The 24,612-nt window shown below is 71.8% G+C and carries 30 protein-coding genes; 29 read left to right on the top strand and 1 reads right to left on the bottom strand.

The window, feature by feature from the left end:
- Positions 1-385 precede the first annotated feature (385 nt).
- The 28 genes from ABT354_RS20020 (at position 386) to ABT354_RS19885 (ending at position 18,403) form a co-directional block, all read left to right on the top strand.
- Positions 386-1,006 carry a hypothetical protein gene (locus tag ABT354_RS20020; RefSeq protein WP_351495543.1) on the top strand — a complete coding sequence of 207 codons (621 nt, stop codon included), beginning with the start codon at positions 386-388 and terminating at the stop codon, positions 1,004-1,006.
- A gap of 63 nt (positions 1,007-1,069) precedes the next feature.
- Complete coding sequence (locus tag ABT354_RS20015; protein ID WP_351495541.1) at positions 1,070-1,459, top strand: hypothetical protein; 390 nt, start codon at positions 1,070-1,072, stop codon at positions 1,457-1,459.
- A 114-nt stretch (positions 1,460-1,573) separates the two neighbouring features.
- Positions 1,574-1,741 (top strand): hypothetical protein, encoded by a 168-nt coding sequence (locus ABT354_RS20010; RefSeq protein ID WP_351495539.1) that lies wholly within the window; start codon positions 1,574-1,576, stop codon positions 1,739-1,741.
- 32 nt (positions 1,742-1,773) lie between these two features.
- Positions 1,774-2,478: a hypothetical protein gene (locus ABT354_RS20005; protein WP_351495537.1), complete on the top strand. Its 705-nt coding sequence runs from the start codon at positions 1,774-1,776 to the stop codon at positions 2,476-2,478.
- An 81-nt stretch (positions 2,479-2,559) separates the two neighbouring features.
- The gene (locus ABT354_RS20000; protein ID WP_351495535.1) at positions 2,560-3,009 is read left to right on the top strand and encodes a DUF2958 domain-containing protein; all 450 of its coding nucleotides are present in this window, start codon (positions 2,560-2,562) and stop codon (positions 3,007-3,009) included.
- A 528-nt stretch (positions 3,010-3,537) separates the two neighbouring features.
- Positions 3,538-3,897 carry a hypothetical protein gene (locus ABT354_RS19995; RefSeq protein WP_351495533.1) on the top strand — a complete coding sequence of 120 codons (360 nt, stop codon included), beginning with the start codon at positions 3,538-3,540 and terminating at the stop codon, positions 3,895-3,897.
- A gap of 107 nt (positions 3,898-4,004) precedes the next feature.
- Positions 4,005-4,595 carry a hypothetical protein gene (locus ABT354_RS19990; RefSeq protein WP_351495531.1) on the top strand — a complete coding sequence of 197 codons (591 nt, stop codon included), beginning with the start codon at positions 4,005-4,007 and terminating at the stop codon, positions 4,593-4,595.
- On the top strand, positions 4,592-5,053 hold the full coding sequence (locus ABT354_RS19985; RefSeq protein ID WP_351495529.1) for a hypothetical protein: 462 nt from the start codon (positions 4,592-4,594) through the stop codon (positions 5,051-5,053). The genes ABT354_RS19990 and ABT354_RS19985 overlap by 4 nt, the downstream gene beginning before the upstream one ends.
- A complete protein-coding gene (locus ABT354_RS19980) occupies positions 5,050-5,631 on the top strand; it encodes a hypothetical protein (RefSeq protein WP_351495527.1) in 582 nt (193 codons plus the stop codon). The genes ABT354_RS19985 and ABT354_RS19980 overlap by 4 nt, the downstream gene beginning before the upstream one ends.
- A gap of 455 nt (positions 5,632-6,086) precedes the next feature.
- A complete protein-coding gene (locus ABT354_RS19975; RefSeq protein WP_351495525.1) occupies positions 6,087-7,271 on the top strand; it encodes a DUF932 domain-containing protein in 1,185 nt (394 codons plus the stop codon).
- Positions 7,272-7,513: 242 nt separating this feature from the next.
- Entirely contained in the window at positions 7,514-7,942 is a 429-nt protein-coding gene (locus tag ABT354_RS19970; protein WP_351495523.1) for a DUF6197 family protein, read from the top strand.
- Between the two features lie 70 nt (positions 7,943-8,012).
- A complete protein-coding gene (locus ABT354_RS19965; protein ID WP_351495521.1) occupies positions 8,013-8,351 on the top strand; it encodes a hypothetical protein in 339 nt (112 codons plus the stop codon).
- A 160-nt stretch (positions 8,352-8,511) separates the two neighbouring features.
- Complete coding sequence (locus tag ABT354_RS19960) at positions 8,512-8,802, top strand: hypothetical protein (protein ID WP_351495519.1); 291 nt, start codon at positions 8,512-8,514, stop codon at positions 8,800-8,802.
- 164 nt (positions 8,803-8,966) lie between these two features.
- Positions 8,967-9,233, top strand: a complete 267-nt coding sequence (locus ABT354_RS19955) for a hypothetical protein (RefSeq protein ID WP_351495518.1) — start codon at positions 8,967-8,969, stop codon at positions 9,231-9,233.
- A 153-nt stretch (positions 9,234-9,386) separates the two neighbouring features.
- Positions 9,387-10,013 (top strand): hypothetical protein, encoded by a 627-nt coding sequence (locus tag ABT354_RS19950; RefSeq protein ID WP_351495516.1) that lies wholly within the window; start codon positions 9,387-9,389, stop codon positions 10,011-10,013.
- A 30-nt stretch (positions 10,014-10,043) separates the two neighbouring features.
- Entirely contained in the window at positions 10,044-10,568 is a 525-nt protein-coding gene (locus ABT354_RS19945; protein ID WP_351495514.1) for a hypothetical protein, read from the top strand.
- A gap of 531 nt (positions 10,569-11,099) precedes the next feature.
- Complete coding sequence (locus ABT354_RS19940) at positions 11,100-11,372, top strand: hypothetical protein (RefSeq protein WP_351495512.1); 273 nt, start codon at positions 11,100-11,102, stop codon at positions 11,370-11,372.
- Positions 11,373-11,895: 523 nt separating this feature from the next.
- The gene (locus ABT354_RS19935; RefSeq protein WP_351495510.1) at positions 11,896-12,171 is read left to right on the top strand and encodes a hypothetical protein; all 276 of its coding nucleotides are present in this window, start codon (positions 11,896-11,898) and stop codon (positions 12,169-12,171) included.
- A gap of 82 nt (positions 12,172-12,253) precedes the next feature.
- Positions 12,254-12,448 (top strand): hypothetical protein, encoded by a 195-nt coding sequence (locus ABT354_RS19930; RefSeq protein WP_351495508.1) that lies wholly within the window; start codon positions 12,254-12,256, stop codon positions 12,446-12,448.
- Positions 12,445-12,933, top strand: a complete 489-nt coding sequence (locus tag ABT354_RS19925; protein ID WP_351495506.1) for a hypothetical protein — start codon at positions 12,445-12,447, stop codon at positions 12,931-12,933. Before ABT354_RS19930 ends, ABT354_RS19925 begins: the two co-directional genes overlap by 4 nt.
- Positions 12,934-13,001: 68 nt before the next feature.
- The gene (locus ABT354_RS19920) at positions 13,002-13,511 is read left to right on the top strand and encodes a hypothetical protein (protein ID WP_351495504.1); all 510 of its coding nucleotides are present in this window, start codon (positions 13,002-13,004) and stop codon (positions 13,509-13,511) included.
- A 211-nt stretch (positions 13,512-13,722) separates the two neighbouring features.
- Complete coding sequence (locus ABT354_RS19915) at positions 13,723-14,139, top strand: hypothetical protein (RefSeq protein ID WP_351495502.1); 417 nt, start codon at positions 13,723-13,725, stop codon at positions 14,137-14,139.
- A 231-nt stretch (positions 14,140-14,370) separates the two neighbouring features.
- Positions 14,371-14,841 (top strand): single-stranded DNA-binding protein, encoded by a 471-nt coding sequence (locus ABT354_RS19910; protein ID WP_351495500.1) that lies wholly within the window; start codon positions 14,371-14,373, stop codon positions 14,839-14,841.
- A gap of 362 nt (positions 14,842-15,203) precedes the next feature.
- Positions 15,204-15,770, top strand: a complete 567-nt coding sequence (locus tag ABT354_RS19905) for a hypothetical protein (RefSeq protein WP_351495498.1) — start codon at positions 15,204-15,206, stop codon at positions 15,768-15,770.
- Between the two features lie 146 nt (positions 15,771-15,916).
- Positions 15,917-16,276, top strand: coding sequence for a hypothetical protein (locus tag ABT354_RS19900; protein ID WP_351495496.1), 360 nt, complete (start codon positions 15,917-15,919; stop codon positions 16,274-16,276).
- A 46-nt stretch (positions 16,277-16,322) separates the two neighbouring features.
- Positions 16,323-16,847, top strand: coding sequence for a hypothetical protein (locus tag ABT354_RS19895; protein ID WP_351495494.1), 525 nt, complete (start codon positions 16,323-16,325; stop codon positions 16,845-16,847).
- 86 nt (positions 16,848-16,933) lie between these two features.
- Positions 16,934-17,374: a hypothetical protein gene (locus tag ABT354_RS19890; RefSeq protein WP_351495492.1), complete on the top strand. Its 441-nt coding sequence runs from the start codon at positions 16,934-16,936 to the stop codon at positions 17,372-17,374.
- 156 nt (positions 17,375-17,530) lie between these two features.
- Complete coding sequence (locus tag ABT354_RS19885) at positions 17,531-18,403, top strand: hypothetical protein (RefSeq protein WP_351495490.1); 873 nt, start codon at positions 17,531-17,533, stop codon at positions 18,401-18,403.
- A 69-nt stretch (positions 18,404-18,472) separates the two neighbouring features.
- On the opposite strand, the gene ABT354_RS19880 is transcribed toward ABT354_RS19885, so the two are convergent.
- Positions 18,473-18,937, bottom strand: a complete 465-nt coding sequence (locus ABT354_RS19880) for a hypothetical protein (RefSeq protein ID WP_351495488.1) — start codon at positions 18,935-18,937, stop codon at positions 18,473-18,475.
- Positions 18,938-19,445: 508 nt separating this feature from the next.
- Here ABT354_RS19880 and mobF point away from each other — a divergent pair.
- A complete protein-coding gene (gene mobF / locus ABT354_RS19875; protein ID WP_351495486.1) occupies positions 19,446-24,455 on the top strand; it encodes a MobF family relaxase in 5,010 nt (1,669 codons plus the stop codon).
- The last annotated feature ends 157 nt before the right edge of the window (positions 24,456-24,612 follow it).

Raw genomic sequence — 24,612 nt, 5'->3', positions numbered from 1 at the left:
TTGATTTTTAACCTTTTCTCCTCCACCCCGCGCGGGGGGTCCTCCTTGTGGGGCACCCCCCCGGTTTTGTCACCCACCGGGGGGGCGCCCCCCCCCCCCCCCCGCGCCCCTGCCAGCCAAGGACGTCCGTGACGAGCACCCAGGGGCCTGCCCTCCGCCCCTTCCGGCCGGCTGACTTCGACGAGCCCTGCGAAGGGTGCTGCGCCCCGGCCGGGGCCTTCTGCCGCCCCGTCTGCGACGTCGGGTACACCGCCGCGGACGCGCGCTTTGAGCGCCTCCGGGCCCAGCCCGGAACATGACTCCCCGGTCGCCGGGGCCGCGAGCGCGCCCCCGGCGACCGGACCGCCGAGCCGGTCACCAACACCCCTCACTGAAGGACACCCGCATGTTCGTCGTCGCTCCGCGCGTACCGAAGGAACTCGAAACCCCTCATGCGGCATGGCGTGCCGCCCAGCACGCGGCCGCCCTCTCCGGAGCCGCCCTGCTCGCCGCCGCGCACCCCGGACTCGCAGTCGAGGACCCGGAGGACCCTCTCAGCCTCACCGCCCATCTGGACGGGGGCGGACGGATCAGCGTGCGGCCGGACCACTCCACCCTCGCCGGTCTCCACCTGGACGCCAAGGCGCTGTCCCTGCCCCACGCGCAGCTGATCACCGACATCGTGCACGGCCGTGGCGGGTTCCGTCTGGTCAGGCGTGGAACGGGCGCTCCCACCGGCGAGCTCCGTGATGCGGAGCCCGGCCGGTACGCCCAGGCCGGTCCCGGGTGCCCGGTCGCGCACGAACTGGTGGTCAACGACGATCAGACCGTCGATCTGTCCTTCCCCGGCGCCGGGATGAACGCCGTCGTCGGCGCCCTCGCGGCGCTCCGAGACCCAACCGCCGTACGGGTCCACCAGGACGGCTGCACGGTCTTCAACTGCACCTGTCAGTGTCCGACGGCCGGGGAGTGCCGCGCGTGCGACACCTGCGCCTGTCAGTGCCAGTGCGCCGGTCGGGCGACATAGCGCGCTCCGCCGCCGAGCCCGCTCGCCCAGGACCCACCACCACCCAGAGCTCACGGAGGCACCGTGCATTCCTCATCCCAGCCCCTTCCCGAGCGCGTCCACGACGCGGCCCCCGCAGACCGATGCGCGTTCGTGGTCGCCGCCATCACGGACGCCGCGGACCGCGCCGCCAGGGAGAGCGGGCACTCGTCCGCCCGGACCGTCACCCTCGAAGTCGGCGCTGATCCCGGCACCCTTGTCGCCCAGTACCTGACCGCCGAGGACGGTACGCGTCTCGAACCCGAAGGACCCCACCTCGACCAGATGTTGATGGCCCTGGCGGAGCTCGCCGAGCACCCGTACGAAGAGTGGGCGGCGTACTGCGCCGCGGCGGACGACCGGCGCGGCGTATACGAGCTTGACGCCAGAGCCGCCGAGCACGTGGTGCGGAGGCTGCACCATCCGGCCGGGTAGCGAACATCCGACCGGCGTCCTCCCCGCTTCGATATGGTAGAATAGTAAATGTCGAGTCGGGGAGGGCAAGCCTCGGATCGGCCACCACGCACCCCTTCCGCACCAAGGATCGCCATGACGCACCCCTGCGACGACTGCCGCCGCCCCGAAGTGCTCGACCGCCACTCCCGTGTCACCCTCACCGGCGCCATCGTCAGCACCTGGCTCTGCACCCCCTGTGGCCGGAAGTTCGACGAGACGACCGAACGTCTCAACGCCATGGCCAGCCCCCTGGTGGTGTGACCGCCCGCCCGGCCGAGAGCGAAAGGCCCCTCGTGAACAACCCGCGCACCGTCACCCGCGACCTCCACCTCGTCCACAGTGAGACCCAGCGCTACGACACCCTCGTCCGCCTGGCCGTCCCCGAACCCATCGCCGACGACCCTCACGCCCTGTACCTCCACCTCCGCGCCCACCCCGAGAGCTGGGAGGACGAGGCGGAGCGGGAGCAGCGGTGGACGGGCCACGGCGGCGTCCACCTTCACCAGGTCCGCCGCGCGAGCAGCCAAGGTGCCCCGCCGGCGGCCCCCGAACCCCCCGCCCGCGAACCCGTCGTCTCCGCCTACGCCCACCACCGCCTCCAGGCCGGGCGGCTGGCGTACGAAGTGGTCGCGGCCGTGGCCGAATCCCTGGCCTGGGCCGTGCCCGGCGCCCGGTACGCCGTCCTCTCGGAGGGCCCCACGGACGGCACCGTCGAACTGGCCGAACTGCTCGACAGCGACGGGGTCGAGGTGGACCACATGGAGGACGTCGCCGCCAGGGGCGGCCCGGACCTTCCCGCCGGCCTCCGGGGCAGGGTGTGGGGCGACCACGGCGTCAACGGCTGGGAGATCTTCAACGGCCTCCTCAGCGACGCCCGGGGGGACGGGGCGGGCTTCCCGACCCTCCCCGAACTCCCGGACCGCGCAGCCGGAGGGCTGCCCGAACGGTGCCTCGTCCTGCCTCGGGAGGAGGTTGCCCCACACGACCAAGAACGGTAAACTAATACATGTCGCAAACGGGGAGGGCAAACCTCGGTTGCGACGAGATCACCACAAGCCGCCTGCATCCAGGAGACCGTCATGGCCGACCAGCACGTGCCCGCCACCCAGCCCGACAGCACCCTCACGCCGGAGGTCTGGCGGCGCGAGCGCGGACACGCCTTCTACCCGCCCAACGAGGTTCTGCGAAGCATTCCGGCGCTCCGCGCCACGGACGGCGTCCCGTGCGAACACAAGACGATCCACGCCCACTACTTCGCCGCGTGGGGCGACTGGTACGTGACCGAGCTCGATCCGGCCAGCGGCGAGGCGTTCGGCTGGGCCCGTCTCGGCGCCGACGACACGCAGGGCGAATGGGGCTACTTCGACCTGCCCGCACTGGAATCCCACCGCTCCCCCCGAGGGCTGCCGAACTTGATCGAGCGGGACCTGGACTTCGAGCCGCAGCTCGCGGCCGAGTGCCTGCCGGAGGGGCGCCGCCGTCTCGGGTGCGAGGCCGACGAGTGCTCTACGTGCAAGCCGCTGTCCTAGGGCCCCGCCGAAGGGGCCGCCGCTCCGACTTCAGGGCCGGGCGGCGGCTCTCAGCCGCGCGGCCCGGAACCGGCTCCGCCGCATCGGCCGCCCCGGGCAGTCGGCCCCGACCTCTCGGATGGGCCCGAGTGCGAGCTCTCAGTGGCCGCCGGCCCGGTCCACGACCTCGTGATCTCGTCGATCAGCGCCGGGTCTGCCGGGAGCGGACTGGCCGCGGGGAGATCCAGGATGATGGCACCGTACGCCGGCCAGGCGGGCGCATCCGCGTCGGGCGGGACGACTTCGCCGGTCACGCTCGACGTCTTGCCGGTGCCGCCGCGGGCGACGTGCAGTTCCATGTTCCCCCTTCGAGTCGTTGCTGCCGAGAGTATCGGCACATTGCGGAGGCCGGGCCGCACCGCCGCCGGAGGGAGGGCGCGAGGCGAGTTGACACCCTCGCCTCTGACAGGTAAATTAGTACATGTCGAAATGGGGAGGGCAAACCCCGGATCGGCCACCACGCCCCTTTTCCTTCAAGGAGTTGCGCTCATGCTGCACCAGCCTCACGTCAACGGCCCCTGTGCGGCCTGCGTTGCCACGGGTTTGCCCGCCGTCGCGGCCCGCGACCTCAAGGTCGGGATGCTCATCCAGGACGCGTTCACCCCTGGCCCGTACAGCGAGTACTCGGTCGGTGAGATCGGTGCCGTCGAGGTGGACGAGAGCGAGTACTTGCCCGTCCAGTGGTCCTTCCGCTGGCACCGGGTCTACCGGGGGACAGAGCTCATCTACGCCTACCCGGACAGCAGCTTCAGCACCCATGTCGTCATGGGTGATCACGAATACCTCCCGCTCGACCCCGGCAGCGCCGAACCTCCGGCCGAGAAGTACAAGAAACCCACCTACCCCTGACGCCAACACCCCCGCACCGCCGGGGGCGCGGCAATCCCCAGCCGCTCCGGGAGGGCAAACCCGGGGCGGCCCACCACGGTCACCACCACCCCAAGGAGGTCTCCCCGATGGGAGCCCGCGCCATTGTCGAATGGCACCAGGACGACAACGACGCCCCGGTGCTCATCCAGCGCAACCCCTGGCTGAGCCCCAGCACCTTCCTGCCCGCGCTCGCCGACTTCGTCCACGCCGCCCGCGAGGGCGGCCATGCGCCCAGCGCCGAACGCTTTCGCGGGTGGGCCGCCGAGCGCACGCCGTACCTGCTCGGCCAGGACGAGCCCCGCGACCGGATGATGTTCCTGCGGCCCGGATCCGACGTGCAGTTCCACTACCTCATCCAGCTCGATGAGGGGCACCAGCCCGCCGGACGGGTACTGCGTGTGACGGCCCGCGAGAAGGAGCCCTTCCGGACGAGGGTCGGGGGCCGCTGGGAGATCACCCACCAGGCCACGACCGACGACGAGCTGTTCGAACTGGCCGCCGGCATCCTTCGGCAACAGGCCGCCCGCATCCGCCGGCTCGCCGCCGAAGGCCGCGGCGGACCGATGCCTCCGGCCGACGAGGTCGCAGCCCGCGCCGAGAGGATCCGGGCCCGCAGCAGTCGGCTCTCCAGGGCGGACGGCCAGGCCCGGGCGGCCGCCCGGAGCGTGACCCCGTGAACCGTCGGCACACCCTGTGGGACCCGCCACCGACGCTGACCCCGAGCAGCCTCGAAGGGCTCGCCGTGCTCGGCCACGCCCACGGCCCGACCCATCCCCCGTGGACCCGCAGGGGAAAGAGCCGCACCCGCTACTCCATCCACGCCCTCGACGCCGACCGGGACAGACTGCTCGTCTCGATCAGCAGCATCGTCCTCGCCGACGGCGACACCGAGCACCCGCACCCCCAGCGCGGCATCACCGGCTGGGCCAAGCCCGGCGACTTCGAGCTGATCCTGCTGTCCCACCTGCGGACCGAGGGCCCCTACGCGGGTTACCAGTGCCACCACCACACCGCCACCCACCCCGGCGCCCGGCCGTGCTGGCACTGCAAAGCCCGCCCGCCGGGAGACAGCTGCGACCACTTCACCGTCGCCCGGTCCGTGCTCGGAGAGAACCCGGCGGGAGGAGCCCGATGACGGCCACCGCTCCGTGCCCGGTCAGCGACCAGCAGGGGCGCTGCCTCGACGCAGCCGCCCGCGGCCCCCTCTTCGCCTCCTTGGAGTACGGCGCCGTACGCTACTTCACCACCCGGCCCGAGCCCGACGCCCCCGCCGTCTTCCGGACGGACGATGTCCACGAGTGCCTTGTCCGGGACTGGGTGAGGTGGGCCGACGACCACCGCTCCGTGTCCGTCACCGAGGCCGGCCGCTCCGCCCTCGCCGCGTACCGCCACCACGTCCAGCACCTCGGCGAACTCCCGTACGCCGTCACCAGGAACCCCCTGCGAGGCGATCTGCACCGCCCGGATGAGCCGGCCCGGATCCTCCGCGATTCCCGGACCGGCCGGGAGATCCGGCCCGGCGACAGGATCACGGACCCGTCCGGCCGGCCTGTCACCTACCTCGGCCCGACCATGAGCCGCGCCGGAGCCGCCGGAGCATGGCGGCCCGGCCGGGTCGCCCGCGTCCTGTACGACGCAGACACCCCCTGGCTCTTCCTCCCCGCCCACATCCACGCCGCCTACGACGACATGCCGACCGCGGGCGGAAACTGAGCGACACGCGGCCGAGCGGGCGCCGGACGGCGCGGCCTCGAACGCGGGGCTCCGCCCCGGACCCCGACCTCACTCCCAGAGGGAGGGGAGGACCCGTGCCCGACTGCGGCACGGGGAGGGTGAAGGCGCGGGGGCGCGGGGGGTTCCTCCGGCCGATCGACGTCCGAACCCTGCCACACCCGGCCAGGACCACTAGCCCAAGCCGCTACGCGGTCGCTGCGCGAGGCCAGCGGCCCCGTCCGGGCGCGGCACCACCGCGCCGCCGACCGACCGGAGGAACCCCCCGCTCACAGGGCGCGCAGTCTGCGGGCCGCAGAACCCCGCCGAGAAAACCCGGGAAAACCGCCGCTCAGAACTTGCGCCCACCACCCAAGGGGAGTATATTAATACATGTCGGAACGGGGAGGGCAAGCCCCGGACCGGCCACCACGAACCAGCCTCGCAAGGAGCGCACCATGGCTATCGAGACCACCGAGCAGTTCACCCGCCGTGCCGCCGTCGTCATCCCGACCGACGCCGCGTCGAACGCCCGGAACGCCGATCTGCCCGACCTCGCCCGCATCCTCCAGGATCGGCACGAGGCCAAGATCGACATGGTCGCCCCCGCTTCCGCCCTCACCTTCCAGGGCGGCAACCTCACCGTCCAGGGCCTCCCGCCGATCCTCACCGACACCGGCGTCACCATCGCCGATGGCACCTACCGCCCCACCACCGTCGCGGATGAGGGCATCGCCTCCAAGCTCGGCATCCCGCTCGCCTACCTCCGCCGGATGCGCGCCGACAAGGTGGACCTCTACGACGCGAACGTCATGGGGTGGCTCGCCGAGGACCCCTCCCGTAAGTTCCTCCTCCGGGCGTTCACCGGCCCCCAGGGCGGCGAAGGAGTCCTGCGCGCCTTCCTCTCCGACAGCTACAAGATGATCGACAACTTCGATGTCCTCTTGGCCGCGCTCAGCGGCGTGCGGGAGTCCGGCCACGGCGTCCGCATCACCGGGTGCGACCTCACCGAGCGCCGCATGATCGTCCGGGTCGAGTCCGAGCACATCAAGGTGCTCGCCCCCAGTCTCCTCAAGGGGTACCGCTCCCCCTTCACCGGCCAGACCGGCGACGAACTGCCCGTCGTGAGCGCCGGATTCGTGATCGCCAACAGCGAGGTGGGCGCGGGAGCCTTCACCATCACCCCCCGGATCACCGTCAAGGTGTGCGAGAACGGCATGACCATCCAGAAGGACGCGCTCCGCGCCGTCCACCTCGGCGCCAAGCTGGACGAAGGCGTCATCCGCTGGTCCGGGGACACCGAGACCAAGAACCTCGAACTGATCACCGCCCAGGCCCGCGACGCGGTCGCAACCTTCCTTGACCGCGAATACGTCGAGAACAAGCTCACCCAGATCGAGAAGGACGCGGGCCGCCCGCTCGCCGACCCCGTCAAGACGATCGAAGTCGTCTCCAAGAAGCTCAAGTTCACCGACAGCCTGCGCGAGTCGATCATGGGCCACTTTGTCACGGGCGGACAGAACACGGCGGGCGGCATCATGCAGGCCATCACCGCCACCGCCCAGACGCTCACCGACGCGGACGCGGCCTTTGAGCTGGAGGGCCAGGCCCTCCCCGCCATGAACCTCGCCGCCAGCGCGTAGCCCCAAGACGACCGCTCCGGGGGTACACCCCCAAGCCCCCGGAGCGGTCCCCGGTCCGCCCACCCCAGGGCGGACCGGGAACCCGCCGCGCGGCGGCCGCGGGCCCGGCGGCATCGAGCCGCCGCGCCCGCGCGCGCCCACCCTGACACGGAAGCGGCCGCCGTACGCGCCCCTCCCGCCGAACACCCCACCCGGCGGTGCCCCAGCCCGGCGCCGCCCCCCAGCCCCCCGGACGGATCACCGTGCCCCGCATCCGCTACAACCCCGAGAGCATCGTCATCCCCGCCGACCCCGCCGCGATCCTCGATTGGGCCGCCTGCCACATCACGGCCGTCGGCCTCCACCAGGGCTCCGAGCTCTTCGCCGGCATCGGCCGTACGGTCACTCTCCCCTGCTGGCCCCGGGGCGCCATCGACGTGGCCGCCGGAAACGGCCGAGGCAGCAGCAGCCGAACCTACGACTGGGCCGCCATCGACCGAGGCCGGGACCAGGCATACCACGCCTTCGCCGAGTACCTCGCCGCGCGCCCGCTCGCCGCCGGCACCACTGACAGCGCCCGATGGCTCCACCGATCCGTCATGGACGAGTGGAGCGCGGTTCCCGGGAGGACCGCCGAGCAGGCCGCCCAGGCCCTCCGAGCCGCCGCAGAAACCTTCCACCGCCTCTTCTGACCCCGCCCCCGGCACCACCGAGCGCACACCCCGCCCCGCTCTCACCCACTTCTACGGAAAGGCCCTTCCCATGCAGCTCACGGCCACCCGCCCGCAGCCCGACACCCGCCGATTCCTCCTGCACGTCCGCAGCGACCGCCTCACCACCTCGACGTGGTGGCTTGTCCAGACGCGCTCCGGAACCCTGATGTTCACCCTGTGCCCGGACCAGTCCTACGCCCCGGTCAACGTCTACGAGAACGGCTACCTCGTACCCATCCGGACCCGGGAAATCTGCGACCCGGCAGAACGCCCCCACATCCCCCGCGAAGTCCGCCCCGACCACAGCGCGGCCAAGGAATCCTGCCCCGTCCCGGTCCATCACCCCGTGTGGCAGATGAGGCTGCACCAGGACGCCCCGACCACCTGACACCGAAAGCCGGGGCGCCCATCCCCAAGACCGGGCGCCCCGCCGCCACGGGGGCCGCGGGCCCGGCGGCATCGAGCCGCCCCGCCCGCGTACGCCCGCCGTCGGTCGGCCAGCCCCCCGGCCGGCGTCCGCCGCCGAACCCGAAAAGGACCACATCGTCATGACCACCCCGACCGCCGTCGACCCGCCCGGCTGCGGCTGCACCGGGTGCATCACCGGGCAGTACGTCCCCCTCGACCGGGCCACCGCCCAGGACGTCGCCGCCCTGCTCAGAGGCCAACTCCCCAACCACACCGGCACCGCTCTGCGTGTAACCGTCGTGTACGCGCTCAACCCCGGTGGCGCACTGGCCGACGCCGTACCGGACACCGTTAGCGTTGACTGCCAAGACCTCTCCTGGGACCTGGAGCCCTGGCACGCCCGCCCGCCCCAGCCCCCGGCCGGGCGCTGAAGGCAGCGGCGGCATCAAGCCGCCGTGCCCACGTACGCCCGCCGTCAGCCGGCCGATCCCCCCGCGGCACCCCTCCGCCGGAAACCGAAGAACAACCTACTCGCTCCGACGGAGCGCCGCCGCGATGCCTCCCGCCCGTTCCCTCTACTCCTCGCGAGGAATCCATGTCGCCCACGCCGTTCACCATCGGCCCCCGCTTCGACCAGCACCGTCATCGCCCCGACTTCGGCGAACAGTGGACCGAGCACATGCGCGTGCTCGGCAACAGGGTCTTCTACTTCCAGCGCCACACCACCGCTGAAGGGTGGAGCACCACCCGGGCCCTGGAGCGCATCCCCGCAGAGTTCGTCTCCGTACCCGGCCTCCCCGGCGGCGCGCCGGGCCTGGGGCCGTCGTGGCGCGTCATCCACGAGTGGTCGCTCGTTCCGTAGCCGCTCACCGTGCCGGCCCGGGGCGCACTGCCGCGTCCCGGCACCGTGCCGCCCGCCATCTGCGGGCCCGGCGACACCGTCGAGTCGCCGGGCCCGCGCACGTCACCGCCCCTGCCCGGCGGCCCCGCCGCCCTTCCCGCGATCGAAACGGTCATGACCATCACCACCGAACAGCCGCCAGCCGCCTACGCAGAGCAGCACCTCGGCCGATACGGCCTCCTGCGGATGGACATCACCACCAACCCGGCCGACACCAGAAGCACCTACAAACTCCGCGGCCCCCATGTCCACGGCCACGCGGTCCTCTCACCGGGAACCCGGATCGCGGACCCCACCGAGCCGCCCCGCCCGTGGGCGGCCGACCTCCTGGTCCTCTTCGGCACGGAATCCGCAACGCCCGCCCATCGGCGGGCGGATCCGCTGACGATCAACGGCATCACCCTCGCCAGCCTCACCCGCGTGTCCTTCGAACGCCTCGACGCCGGCGCCCCGGTGCGCACCTCCCGGCGGGACAAGGACTCCAACCCGGTCCCCCTGCCGCCCGCCACCCGCCGACACGCCGAGGCCGTGCTCGGAGCCGTCGTTGGCCACTGGCGGACCAGGCCCGACCGCGAAGCCCTCGAACGCACCGGCCGGCAGATCGCCGTCACCAACCACCTGGAGACGTACAGCAAGGAGCTGCACCGCCTGGACCAAGTCCTCAGCGACACCCGGGCCGCCCGGGAAAGGGCCTCCCGGCGCATCGCGGCCCTTCACGCCGCCGTCACCACCCCGGTGTGACCAGTCCGCGCCCAGATCGTTGACCGCGGTGTGCCGAGGAAGCCGAGACTTCACCAAGTCCGCGATCCGCTCCAGGGCGTCCGCGTCGACCAAGTGCTCACCCTCACCCGCATCGACACCGGGGACCCGGGCATCGACCGCCCGGTCCTCGCGGCCCTCAACCCCAACGGCGTCAGCGCGGGTGTACTTGAGTTCGACGCGGTCGGCTGGTTGCCCCTCTGGCCCAACTGGGCGGAGAGCCTGCACCAGAACCTCTCCCGCTGGGTGGCTCAGTACGGGACGGCCAACCCCGAGGAGTATCTGGACGTCCGCTCCGGACTCGACCTGGACATGTCGCCGGCCGGTCTTGTCCAACCCGGACTCCTCAGCTTCGAGGTCATGGGCGGCCCCACCCTGGCCCTGCACCACTTCAACGGCCCCTGGCCCCTGCTGCGGCTCACGTTCACGACACAGCGCCCCCGGAAACGCGGCTTCGTCACTCTCGGCACCGCAGAGGCCGCAGCCCTCCGCGATCTGATCGCCGGATGGCTCGGCAACTGGCCCGCCCCGAACTGATGCCCCCGGGAGGGCACTCTGTTCGCAGCAGAGACCCAGGCCGGGGCTCCGCCCCGGAGGGAGCCCGGCTCCGCCGGGCACTGCTCCCCCGGCGTCGGCCTCCGCTGCGCTCCGACCGTCACCGGTCTTCCTCCATCCCCGGCTTTCTGATTGTGGGCGCGGCGGCCCGGCCCTCAAGCGCTCCGGTCCGTGTCCTCGCCGGCCCGCTCCTACGTCGCTCTACCGGCTGCGGTACTCCCTCCCGCGCTTGACCGCCGAACCACCGCGCCCTGGAACTGCTTTTGCCGGGGCGGGAGAAAGAAAGGTCGGCGGGCACCTGCACCGTCGCGGCCCAGGCCGTCACCCGGCGAACCGACCGTACGGAGGCCCGAAGGGAAGGCGGCCGCTCCGCGCCCGCCCGAACCACGCCCGGAAAAGTGCAGGTCCCGAACTTGCCAAACCACAAACACGGGCAGTAGAATAGTAAATGTCGAAACGGGGAGGGCAAACCCCGGGCCGACCACCGCGATCCATCGAGTCGAGGGACTGTCCATGGCTGCCGTCATCGCCGAAGCACCGCTCATCCCGTTCTGGCCGACCGCCGAGGAGGTCGAGACCATCCGGTGCGAACGCTGTCCCGCCGACTCCGGCCAGCCGGACGACGCCGACGCCGGAGCCTGGGCCGCGCACGAAGGGGGGTGGCACGTCTCCGACTTCAACCGCGACACCTGCGGCTGTCCTCACCTGTGCGCGGAGTGCGCCCACGACGTGTGCGGCACGGTGGACGACAGCCCCCGCCTGATCGGGATGCGCGTCGTCGGCTGACCCCCCCCGGGCCGGGCGGCCCGCCCCCGGGTCGCCCGGCCGTGACAAGAAAGGGACCCCATGGAATCCATCCGACCGGAACCCCGATTCCGCAGCGCGCGCAGCGAGAGCGGGCCTCTCCACGCCCTGCCGCTCGGATACGCCAACGAGTCCGGCCACTGGACCCGGACACCGGCCCTGTGCGGCACCTTCGTGGACGGAGGCCGCACGTCCATGCCGGTGCGCCGCTGCTTCCGCGACATCGTCAAGGAATGGGCGAAGCTGAACGGGAACAGCGGATACAGCCGCCGTCGCCCTCGCCCCCGTGTCTCGAACTACGCAAGGCGGAAGTTCCATAGCCCGAATTACCGGGCGTTGCTGGACCGGTTCGCCTGCCGGAAGTGTAGAAAGGAGATCCGGCGCATCGTCAACCCCCGGTGGCGGTTGACTTCCCCGGAACAGGGAGGGTAGAATAATACATGTCGAGAAGGGGAGGGCAAGCCTCGGACCGGCCACCACGAGCCAACGAATCCAGGAGAGCACCGTGACCGTCGCCGAACAGCTCGACACCATCCGCGACCTCGCCCACGACCTGTACGGCGGGCGCGCCGAGACCATCGACCGGGACGGGTACGGCTTCTACCGGATGGACGACTTCGAGTACGGCGCGGAGTTCTTCGCCCGCCCGCTGACGTCACTCTCCAGCGACGAGGCATTCAAGACGCGCCGGGAGCTGGGCCGCCAGGTCGCCGACTACGCGGACAGCCCGGGGGCCGACCCGGACATCGTCGAGATGAACGGGTTCGCCATCCGCCTCTGAGGCCCCCTGCCCCCGCGCCCCGGGCGCGGGGGCCGCCACCAGCCCGGCCAGCCGGCCCCCACCCGACCGAACGGACACCCCCGTGAGCAACACCCCCGACACTCCCGACCTCATCGGCTCCCTGTTGGCCCGCGCGGCAGCAGGGGACCGCGACGCCGCCGCCGAGTTCGAAGCCATACGGCGACAGCGCGCCCAGATCTCCGAGATCCTCAACCGGAGTGCCCGCGCCGCCGCGTGGCGAATGATCAGCCGCACCGAACCGGAGCCCTCCCGGTGAGCGCCGAGTCCATTCCTCTCCCCGACCCGTACGCGAACCCCGCCGGACACCTCCACGCCCACCGCCGCCGCCTCCAGCGAGCCGAGACGGACATGGCCGGGGCGTTTCTCTACGACGCGGCCCCGACTCTCCGCCTTGTGTGGCCCACTGCCGCACGTGTCGTGTTCGACCGGGCCGACCGTGACCGGCTCCACCCCTTGACATTCCGCCGGATCGAAGACGCGCGCGGCGCGACCGTCGTCAGCGTGGAGGGCGCGGAGGCGCTCGACGGCGACCCCGCCGAACTCTGGGGCATCGCCCTGCACGAGATCCTTGCAGCCATCCGCCACTGGAACGCGGGAGCCGTTCCCGGCGACCGGCCATGGCACATCGACGTGCGCCACTCCAGCGCGGGTGACCGCCCGCCGTACGTCTGCGTCGTCACCCTCCCCCCAGCCCACCCGCCCGGCCTCACCCACCCGGCACGCACACGGCCGCAGGGTTGACAGCAAACCCCAAGACGGGTAGATTAATGAATGTCGGAATGGGGAGGGTAAACCTCGGACCGGCCGCCATGAACCACGAGTACGAGGAGGCCCGCATGGGCTACACGCACTACTTCTCCTACACCCCCGAGGCCCCGGCGCTCCGAAGCGCCTGGCTCCAGCTCCGACTGGACACCGCCGCCATCCTCGACTTCGTGAAGAAGACCGGCGTGCAGCTCGCCGGATCCAACGGGCACGGCGCGCCCCTGATCGACGAGCGCCGCATCTCCTTCAACGGCCGCGCGACGGAGGAGTGCGAGGACTTCACCTTCACCCTTGACCCGCACGAGCGCACCCGCCGGGACCCCTTCGTATGGGACTTCACCAAGACCAACGGGAGGCCGTACGACATGGCCGTCACCGCCGTACTCCTGCGTGCTCACACCCTCATTCCCGACCATGTCGCCATCCAGAGCGACGGGAGCTGGGATGCCGACTGGCTGGAGGCCAGGGCCATTCACAACATGCTCTTCGGCGACCCCGGCATGGCGGACCCGTTCACCGATACCACCGTCGGCCCCGCCGTCTATCAGCGCTAGCGCGTCCGCCGCCCCCGCGTCCGACCCGGCGCGGGGGCGGCGCCCCCGCCGCAGTGCTGGAGCCCTCCGACGCCGCTGGAACGCCACCGGGTCCGGCGTGCGAGCTCACGGGTTGACAGCCCCTCGCCAATATGGGTAGAATAATACAAGTCGAGAAGGGGAGGGCGAGCCCCGGAACGGCCACCACGAACCGTGAATCCCAGGAGCCGACATGCGTACCGACGACCGAGCCGAGCGAAACCAGCGGATGTTCAAGCAGCGACTGGAGACGGCCGCGACGGCCGGCGGCCGCTGCGCCCTGGGCCGGGCCGACAGGTGGTGGACCGAACTGCGCACCCTCGACCGCCTCACGGTGGAGAACGTCCGCATGGACGGCTTCTTCGACCACGTCACCCGGGGTCAGTACGAGGTGAAACTGTGGAACCGGCTCGCTGAAGCGCTCCAGGGCTGCGACGCGGCCGACGCCGTGGCCGTCTGGCACCGCCAGATCGCCGAAGCGGAGGCCAACGCCCAGGACAAAGGCGGGACGATGGGTCACCCGACCCGCGATGCCCGCCGCGCCCTCCTGCGCGAGGCCAACGCCAACTTCGCGCAGGACGCCTCCCACTCCTTCCGCCGCGTGAGCTGAACGCCCCCGGAGCCGGGGCCGCACCCGGGCGGGGCGGCCCCGGTGAGGGGTCCCGCGCGCGGAACGAAGCGGCCCGTCGCCGCTTCCGCGCGCCGGACCTCCCCGGAAGGCGGGGCCGTGCGGCGGACGAGGTTGACGCGTACAGCCGAAGCGAGTAAAATAATACATGTCGACACGGGGAGGCAAGCCCCGGGTCGATCGCCACCGAACCACCCACGAGGAGAAACCCCCATGGCAGGCGAAACCACCATCACCCTGATCGGCAACCTTGTTGACGACCCCGAGCTGCGCTTCACGCCCTCCGGCGCCGGTGTCGCAAAGTTCCGGGTCGCCTCCACGCCCCGCGTCTTCGACAAGACCACCAACGAGTGGAAGGACGGCGAAAGCCTCTTCCTCACCTGCTCCGTCTGGCGGCACGTCGCCGAGAACGTCGCCGAATCCCTCACCAAGGGGATGCGGGTCATCGTTCAGGGCCGACTGCGTCAGCGCAGCTACGAGACCGCCGAAGGCGACAAGCGCACCGTCTACGAACTCGACGTCGAGGAAGTCGGGCCGAGCCTGCGCAACGCGACCGCCAAGGTCGCCAAGGTGCAGCGCAACGGCCAGGCCCAGCAGAACGGATGGCAGCGGCAGCCCGCGCAGGCCCCCCAGGCCGACGCGTGGGCGGCGGCCCCCAGCGCGGACGACCAGCCGCCGTTCTGACCCCCTGGCGGTGGCCGCTCCCCCGGCGGCGCGGCCACCGCCCCCGCTCCGGCAGTCAACCCCGAGGAACTCACCGCTCCCCGTCCCCGTACGCCGTCCCGCGCGACGGCGTACGGCCGCGCCACTGGGCCCGCGCAGCGCGACCGCGGCCGCACCGGCATCGAGCCGGCCCGGCCGCGTCCGCGCCGAGCCGTCCGCCGGCCCTCCCGCCGTACGCACCACCCCGGCCGCTCAGGCCAGCAACGCGCGGACCCCGCGGACCGGCCCTCCGGCAGCGCAGCGCGACCGCGGGCGTGGCGGCATCGAGCCGCCACGCCCGCGCACCGGGGCACCTCGCCGCTCGAACGAACAGGACACACCCCATGCCGCCCGAAGAACCCGCAGCCCTCCCCGTTGCCGCCCGCGACGAATTCGACATGTACGGCGTTCAGCTCGACCTCGGAGACTGGTCGTACGCGCTCGACGACACCCAAGTCGTCTACGGGCCGGGCTGGTACCCGTTCCACCGGGATGTGCAGCGGATCGAGCAGCACCCCGCCCATCCGCTCCTGACCCGGCGTACGGACACCGGGCGCACCGAGTGCGCCGCCGTGCGGATCTCGCCGGACGTCGAGATCCGGTCCTGGCGCAACGAGTACGTCGTCCTCTGCCCTCTCGGCCAGCGAACGCGGGCCGAGCTCCGGCTGAGCACCACGGGCGGTGGACCAGGCGTCACGACCCGCCGGGTCACCGTGGAGATCGACCTGTGCACGCAGCGGATCGTGATTCCCGACGGCTGCCCGGAGAAGCTCCGCGAGCAGGCCGAGGTCAAGGCGAGGCGGATCCTGGACTTCCTGATCGACGCTCGTTCCGAACGGCGCCGCGGCGCCGCAGCGCCGGCCGCAGTCCTTCACCCCGGACTGCGCTGCGGCGGCCAGACAGCCAGGTGAGCACGGGGCGGTGCCGCAAGAGCCCGGTCGCATCTCGCAGCTTGTCTCCGGGCGGTTGTGATCCCTCTTTCCGTGAGGTAGAATAGTAAATGTCGAGAAGGGGAGGGCAAGCCCCGGACCGACCACCACCCCCAGCAGGAGTCATCATGCGCCACCTTCAGCCCAACACCCGCGTCCGCATCCTCATCGAAGGAACCGTCCAGAAGGTCCGCCGAGGCGAGATCCGCCTCGCCAACCGCACCTCCATCAGCTTCGAGAGCGAGGACGACCTCACCGTCGAGATCGTCACCGCGCGCTACGAGCCCGGCGACATCGCCCAGTACGGCGAACGACGCCTCATGCGCTGCCGCACCGAGCCGCGCCCCTCCTGGGACGCCGACGCCCAGCGATGGGCAACCCCCGAGGCGGAGGCCGACGAATTCTGGATCGCCGCAGACGGCACCCGCGTCAACGACCGCGAGATCAACCCCAACAACCTCACCCTCCTCGTGAGTCGAAACCGCTGACCGTCAAGGGGGCCGGGCCCCCGGCCCCCGTCACCAGGAGAACGCCATGCCAGAACGGTCCATCCTCGACTGGTACGGACCGGGCGACCGGCCCCTCGCCAGGATCTACTCCCGGTGGGCACCCCCACCCCACCAGCTGCCCGCCCTGGCCGACTGCCTCGCCGAGCAGCCCGAACCACACGCTGCCAGCCTCGACGCGTACCGCCAATGGGCGCACGCACACGCCCCGCACCTCATCTCCGCCGTCATCGACCCCGCCGTACCGGAGACTCCCGTACTCCCCGACTACCGGTACACCGTGCGGACGAACCCCCTTCGGGTCACCGCCCGCGTGCAGCGAGCCGGCACCTGGACCACCCTGCTCGAAGCGGGCGGCCTCGGCGACCTCCACGCCGAGGCCGCCCGACTCCTCGCCGAACAGGCCCTCCGCATCCGCGCACTCCGCGAACCCCACCCCCGTCCCCCCTTCGCGATTCACCTCGGCGACCCGGCCCGGCTCGAAGCCGCCGCCGTCCGCCACGAAGCCAGCGCGGCAGCGGCCGGATGGCACCCCGACCACCGCCCGGCTTGACCCCGCACAGCCATGCGAGTAACTTAATAAAGGTCGAGACCGGGAGGGCTAACCCGGCCGACCACCACACCACCGCAAGGACCGGCATGATCACCCAAACCTCTCACCGAGACGACACCGCAACCCACGTCCTCACCCGTGCGCGCACCACCGCCCCCGCCGTCGCGGCCGCCATCGGTCACATAGGGACCTGCCCCCACCTCCCGCGATGGACGGACCGGACGATCCAGATCACCGCCGACCTGGACGGGCACCGAAAGAACGCCCGCGCGTTCCACACCGCCGTCTCCACCGCACCCTGCTCCTGCCACCACGGCATCCCCGAGCAGCTGCTCGCCGACGTCGCCCGCCGATGGGCCGACACCCTCGATGCCGGAATCTGGTACGGCCAGAGCGCACACCGTTCCTCCCCCGAAGTCCGGGAGCACAGCCGACACCAGTACGAGCAGGCCATCAGCGACATCCGGCACTACACCGATTGGATCACCAGCGGCACCGCCGCCCAGACGATCCGGGGAAGCTGGTGAGCGCACCCCGTCCCGGGCAACCACCCCGGACCCCCGCGACACCCACCACCACCGTCCCGCGCCCGGCGCGGAGACCAGGGCCGGTGACGGAGACCCGTCACCGGCCTTCGGCCGTACCCCGCCCACACCCCCGACCGAGCACCACCTGGAGGAACGATGCCCACCCTCGACGATGTGCTGAAGGCGTTCGACGAACTGCCCGACCGCATCACCAACAGCGACATCGCCAAAGCCACCGGCCGAACCATCCACGGCGTCCGCAACTGGATCTACCAGCCCGAGAAGTACCCCGGCTTCCCGGGGGAGGACCCTCCCCCCGGCCCCCGCGGCACCGCTTACCGCAAACGGGACGACGTCCGAGCCTGGTACGAGGAGAACTTCCCCGAAGACAGCACCGGCCCCACCGGCCCCACCGGCATCGCCGAGACCGCCAGGAGGGCACGACCCCGGCATGCCCGCATGGACAGCCGCGAACTGGCCCGGATCCTGAACATCACCCCCCGGGGCGTCAACTACTACGCCACCGCCTACAGCCCGGAACGATCTGACAACCCCTTCCCTCAGGCCGACGACAACGGCGAACGAGACTGGAAGGAAGTGCGGGCCTGGATCATCGACAACGCCGAACGCGAGCGCAAGGCGCCGAAGCCCACCACTCGTGACGCCCGCGGGCTCAGCGCCCGCGAACAGGAGGCGCTTGCCCTCGTCCAGGAGGCCGAAGCGGCCGGCACGACCGTGACGCCGAGCTGGCTCGCGGAACAGCTCGACCTCAAGACGGTCGACTCCGCCAACCGGCTCCTGCGCGCCATCGCGCCCCACCGGACACCCGGCGCCGAGAGGCTCCGCGGCGCCGCACTGGCCAAAGCCGCCAGCGTCTCCACCGACATGATCAAGTATTACGCCAAGACCTACGGCCCCTCGGCCGAGGACCCGTTTCCACCAGCCGACGAAGGCGGCACCCGCAGCGTCTCCGAGGTGAAAGCCTGGATCAAACGACGGGAGAACGCCCCCCGCGCGCGCCGCTCATGAGCGGACGCAACAACGAGCCGGCCCCCGCTGCCGCCGAGAGGCGCAGGCGGGGGCCAGCTCGTTGAAGGACTACGTGGCCGAGACGCCCTCCGGCGTACCGCTGCCGGCATCGCTCTGAACACCATCGGCGTCGACGGGCGACCCGGCCGGAGCGGCCTCCTTGCTAACCGCCGGCCCCTGCTCATCCGCCGCCCTCACCTCTTCCCCCTCGGAATCCGGCTCCTGCTCGTCCCCCTCCGCCAGGTACCGACGAATCTCCCGCAGGGTCAACCCGAGGTTCTCCGACGCCACCTGCTGTCCGCCGAAGGCGTCCACCGCGTCGCGCACCGCCCCCGCTATCTCCTCCTCCACGGCGGCGATATCTCTTGCGGCATCTTCCTCGATCTTCGCGATCTGCTTGTCCCGGTCGTCCTCGATCGAGCCCCGCTTCTTCTCCAGCCGCTCCAACTGGTTGACGGCGCCCAGCTGCCGCTTGTGCTTGTCGCGCAACCGCTGCCGGCGCTCCAGTGCTGCTTCGTTGGTCCGTGAAGTCATATGCCGATCCTATGCAGCCGCCCCCCGGCTTCCGGAAGCTCCCCCTCCGGAAGTGCGGCCCGGCCGCTGTCACGCGGTCCGCCCGGGCCGAACTGCCGAAGGGCCACCCCGAGCCCCCGGACCGGGCACCCGGACGCCCGGGCGCCTCCGGGCGGATCCGAATCCGACCCGGATGCGCCCGCCGAAGAAGCTCCTGCGAGATCTCCCCGCAGTCGCTCCAGGACCAGTTCCTGACCCCATCCCCATCAGACCGGCATCCATGCGACCCTCCCCGTCTCTTGGCTCCATCGCTCCACGACTAGAACCACGGACTCCCAATCGCAGCTCAGAGAGCCTCTGAACTGCGATTACGTCAGTCTCCGCCTTCCGTTCAAGATCATCTGACCACACCATGTGCATTACCTTTGGCATATGCCAACTGGTCACATACGATCAACGGTATGAACGACTCGATCACGCTCCCCGCGGCCCTGGGCCGGAGCGCGACGAGCTACCCCTGGGATCGCCCTTGCTGACGATCCATCCCGTCAGCGCCGGCACCGGAATCGACTACCTCCTCAGCACCGTGGCGAGCGACGACCGCACGCTCGGCGTCAAGGAGGCCGCCGAGCACTGGGCCGCTGGCGCCGACACCCCCGGCACCTGGATAGGCCGCGGTGCCGTTGCCCTCGGCCTCACTGGGGAGGTCTCCCGGGAGCACGCTGACTCCCTCTTCAAGTACGGGGAAGACCCCCACACCGGTGAGAACCTGGGGCGGCGCTGGCGCCAGTACAAGACAGTCGAACAGCGGTACGCGGAACGGCTGGCCCAGGAACCCAAGGCGTCCGCCGCCCGCAAGCAGAGCCTCCGCGAGCAGGTCGAGCGAGAGGGGGAACGCGCCGCCCGAGCCGGATGGGAGATGGTCGTCGCCCCGGTGAAGAGCTTCGGCATCGCACTCGCCCTGGCCGACGACGAGGGCCAGGAGAAGCTGCTCCAAGTCGAGGAGCGGGCTTTCCGCAAGATGTGGGAGCGCATCGAGTCCGACGCCGCCTACGCACGGATCGGGGCCAACGGGGTCGCCCAGATACCCACCGACGGTCTGACCGCGGCCATCTTCACCCACCGCTCCAGCCGTGCCGGCGACCCGGCGTTCCACCGCCACATCGCCATCAGCTCCAAGGTCTTCGCCGACGGGAAATGGCTCGCCCTCGATGCACGCCCCCTGCACCGCCAGCGCGTCACCTTCGGCGAGGTCTACGCCGCCGAGCTCGAACGCGGTATGGCCGAGGTGCTGGGCATTACCGCCGAGGAGCGGGAGGACAGCCTCAGCTTCGACAAGCGTCCGGTGAGGGAGTTCCGCGGCATCGGTAAGGAGCTGATCAGCGAGTTCTCCACGCGTCGGAAGCAGACGGAGGGCCACCTGCGGGCGCTGATGGGCGAGTTCCGGCTGCGGGAGGGACGCGAGCCGAACCGGGCCGAGGCGTACCAGCTCGCCCAGGCAGCGGCCCTGACCCAGCGTCCCGACAAGGAACTCCGGAGCCCCGAGGAGGAGCGCGCCCACTGGCGCGAGCGGGCCCGCAAGCATGGTCTCCGGGCCCCGGAGAAGGTGCTGGAGACCGGCCGCCAGGAGTCCCTTCGAGCCGAACGGCGCGCGCCCCGCACCCCGGAGGAGCACGCCCTGGAGGCCCGGAAGGTTGAGCGGCTGGAGGACATCCCGGCTGCCGCGATCCGGGTCCTCGAACGGCAGCGCGAGACCTGGACGCGGCCCAACGCGGAGGCCGAGGTCGTCCGCCAGCTCGTCGGCAGCGGGTGGCATATCACCCTGGGCGGCCAGTTCGAGGAGGCCGTCCAGCAGCTCACCACGGCGGTGCTCTCCCCCGAGCACTGCGAGCTCGTGGACATGCCCGACCTCCTTCCCGTCCCCACCGCCTACCGGCGTGCGGACGGCACCTCTCTGTTCCACGACGCCGGGTGCACGCGCTTCACCTCGCACGCCATCACGGCTGCCGAACGGTACGTCGTCGAGGCCGCGCAGACGCCCGCGGCTGTACGGCAGCTCACCCCTGAACAGGTGTCCGCCGCCCTGGACGCCGGCCACGCACAACGCGGATTCACCCCCAGCGAGGAGCAGCTCGCGATCGTCCACGGCGCCTTCACCGGCGACCGGCGAGTCCAGGCGGTCATCGGCCGGGCCGGGGCGGGCAAGACCACGATCATGGCCCTGATCCGTGAAGTCGGCGACGCCTACGGCATCCCGGTCATCGGGTTCTCCAACGGCCAGGTGCAGGCCGATGTCCTCGCCGAGGAAGCGGGCATCCGTACGGAGAACGTGCGCCGCTGGCTCATGATGAGCGAGCTGATCTCCCCGGGTGCGCGGCAGTGGACGCTGCCCGCGGGCGCCATCGTCATCCTGGACGAGGCCGGTCAGGCCGCGTCGACCGACATGGCGGACCTCCTTCGCCAGGCGACCAGGGCAGGAGGCCGGCTCCTCCCCGTCGGTGACCCCCTCCAGCTCGGCGCGCCCGGCCCCGGCGGTCTCCTCGCCCACATCGAGGCGGACGCTGGCGCCCTCTACCTGACCGAGGTCCGACGCTTCCGAGATCACGACGGCAAGCCCCGGACCTGGGAGATCGAAGCCTCCAAGGCCCTCGCCGAAGGCGACTCCACCGAGTCCTTCGAGGCGTACCACTCCCGCCGCCGCATCCACTTCGGCAGCGCCGACGCGATGGAGGCCCAGGCGTACGAGGCATGGCTGGCCGACACCCGGGACGGGCTCGTCTCCATCCTCGTCGCGCCGGACAACGCGACCGCGTCTGCGCTCTCCGCCCGCGCCCGCGACGATCGCGTCAGCGCCGGAATCGTCGACTCGACCAGGACGATCCGGTTGCACGACGGGAACATGGTCGGAGCCGGTGACCGGATCGCCACCCGGGCCATCGACCGGCGCATCCCCGTGCGCGGCGGTCGCGGCTACGTCCGCAACGGCGACATCTGGACCGTCACCAAGGTCCGCCGCGACGGCAGTCTCGTGGTCCGCTCCGACCAGTCGAAGGCGCGCACCGTCCTGCCGCCTTCGTACGTCGAGCGGTCCGTGGAGCTCGGCTACGCCATCACCAAGGACCGCGCGCAGGGCGTCACCACGGATACTGCGCACGCCCTGTTCGCGCCCGGAATGACGCGCAACGCCGCGTACCCTGCGGCGACGCGAGGGAAGTACGAGAACCACATCTACCTGGTCGTCACCCCCGAAACCGACCCCATCGTCGGGGAACCCGACCCCATCCAGACGGCGCGCCAGGCATGGGACCGTATCGTCGGCCGCGACGGTACGACCCGCTCGGCCACGGTCGCCCAGCGGGAGTCGCTGGAGGAGACCGGCGCGCTGTCCACCCTCGTGCCGCGTCTCCGGTTCGTCCTCGACGACCTCGCCGGGGACCAGTTCATCCGGCAGTTCCGTGACGAGGTGCCGATGGCCGACGCCATCGTCACCTCGGACGCCTGGCCCGCTCTCCGAGACCTCCTGACCCGCATCGACGCTGGCGGAGAGGACCCCATCGCCGCCGTACGGCGCGTACTGGCTCAGAGAGATGTCGCCGACGCCGACGATGTCGCCGCGGTGCTCCACTGGCGTCTTCACCAGGACACCGAGGCCGTGGCGGCCCTTCAGGTGCCCGAGGCCGACGCGGGCGGGAGCCACCCCGGCGCCCGCCTGCTGGACCAGCTCCGGCTCACGGTGCCCGCCGCCGACAGTACCGAGAAGGGCATCTACGCGGCGGAACTCGCCCAGGCCGTCACCGCCCGCGCCGACTATCTCGCCGTCTCCGCTGTGGACGACGCGGTGCTCGGCCAGGGGTGGGCCGCAGCCTACGGGCCGCGCCCCGACGACCCCGAAGAGAGCGCTGCTTGGCGCGCCCGGCTTGCCGCCGCCGCTGCGTACCGTGACCTTCTCCAGCTCGCGGACCGGTCCCCGCTCGGCCCCGCCCCGGCGGATGGACCCGAGCGGCTACGGCGCCTGTGGCGCGATGCCCAGATCCCGGAAGACCCCGCTGCCGTGACCGCGCGCGTGCTGTCGGCCGCCGACGAGGGAGCCCGCTGGCTCGACGCGCTCGGTCCCCTCCCGTCGGCCGACGATCCCCGCCAGTCGGCGTGGCTCGCCGCTGCCACGGCGATCGAGACCTACCGGAACCGATGGGACTACGGCCGGGAGGACATCGCGCTGGGCTCCCGCCCGATCGAACCCGTCCAGGCCGCCGACTACGACGACGCCCGCGCCCAGGTGGACCGCTTCCACCAGAGCACGCCCCCGCGCGCCACGCCCACGGAGCAGGACCGGACCGAGCTCCAGCGCGCCGTCCAGCGCGGCGAACTCGGAGCGATCCAGGCAGCGCAGGCGGCCCGGGCCGAGGACACCGCACACACGTCCCGCCGTGAAGCCCGACGAGCCGAGCAGGAGGCGGCCGACGCCGAGAACCGGGCGGCGACCGCCCGGGACGCCGCGGCCGGCAACGGCCGGCGCACCGACGTCCAGGTGCCGGAAGCCCGCGCCGCCCACCTGACCGGTGCCGCCGAGCACGCACGGCAACTCGCGCAGGAGGCCCGTCAGCATGCGGAAGAGGCCGAGGACCGGGCTCGGCTCCACGGTGCCCGCTCGCTGGAAGCGCGCGCGGACGCCCGCGAGGGGCAGGACGCTGAGCGGGCACTCGGAGCGCTCGACTCGGCGACCGCCCCCGCGGCCCCGTCGTGGCGCGAGCGCCCGTTCGGCATCCTGCCCGACCGGGCACTGCGCGGCGCGGAGTCGTCGGCGCTCGCCCGTGCTCGCCTCGCCGACACCGAAGCGGATGAGGCATACGCCCGCGCGGACCGGCTTGACCACGACGCCGCCGACGGCGGCCGGATCGAGACCGAGACGGCTGCCAGGGCGGAGCGGATCGACGCCATCCAGACCCGGCGTCAGGCCCACCTCGACCTCACCGCGGCAGTGGAAGCCGGGCAGGCGGCGCGGGACGATCTCGGCGTGCTCACGGCCCGGCTGGAGGAACGCGGCTCGTTCGGACGGCTGGCCCTGCGCGGCGCTGCCCGACGGGATATGGAGCTCAGAGCGGCACAGGCGGAGGACCGCCACGCCGAAGCCGACCGGCAGGCCCGGGAGGCCCGGGACCTGATCGACCGGCTCGCCGACCTCGCTGGACCGGAGCATGAGCACAGCCTCCTGCTGGAGGAGTGGCAGCGACTGGGCGGCAGCGCCGACGCTGTCGTCGCGGCGGAGAAGAGGATCGCGGCCGGCGACGCGACCGCCGCTCGTACGCAGGGAGACCGGATGCGGCGCCGGGCAGAGGAGCAGCGTGACCGCGCGGCCGGGCTGCGCGGGGAACGCGCCGTGCGGGCCGCCCTGCCTGTGGACCTCCGCCGGGCGGAAGCAGCGGAGCGGGCGGGCGACGGCCGCGTTGCGCACCAGCGGCAGGCCGCCGAGAGCGCCGACACGGCGGCTCGCCGCCAGCTCGGGGACGAGCAGAACCGCCGGGACGGGAACAGGTACTGACACGCCTTTCGGCGTCGGCGACACGCCGCTGGTGCGGCCGTCCCCGGGAAAGACGGCGGCCGGGTCCAGAGAGGAAGTGCCCCTCCTGGACCCGGCCGTGCGACCCGGATGCCCCGTCTTGCGCTCCACGCCGGGCGCCGCGCCGGTGCGGCGCCCG

Source organism: Streptomyces sp. NPDC000594 (assembly GCF_040299965.1).
Taxonomy (GTDB): domain Bacteria; phylum Actinomycetota; class Actinomycetes; order Streptomycetales; family Streptomycetaceae; genus Streptomyces.
Note: the sequence above shows the minus strand (reverse complement) of the source record. Positions and strands in the feature narration are given on the sequence as shown.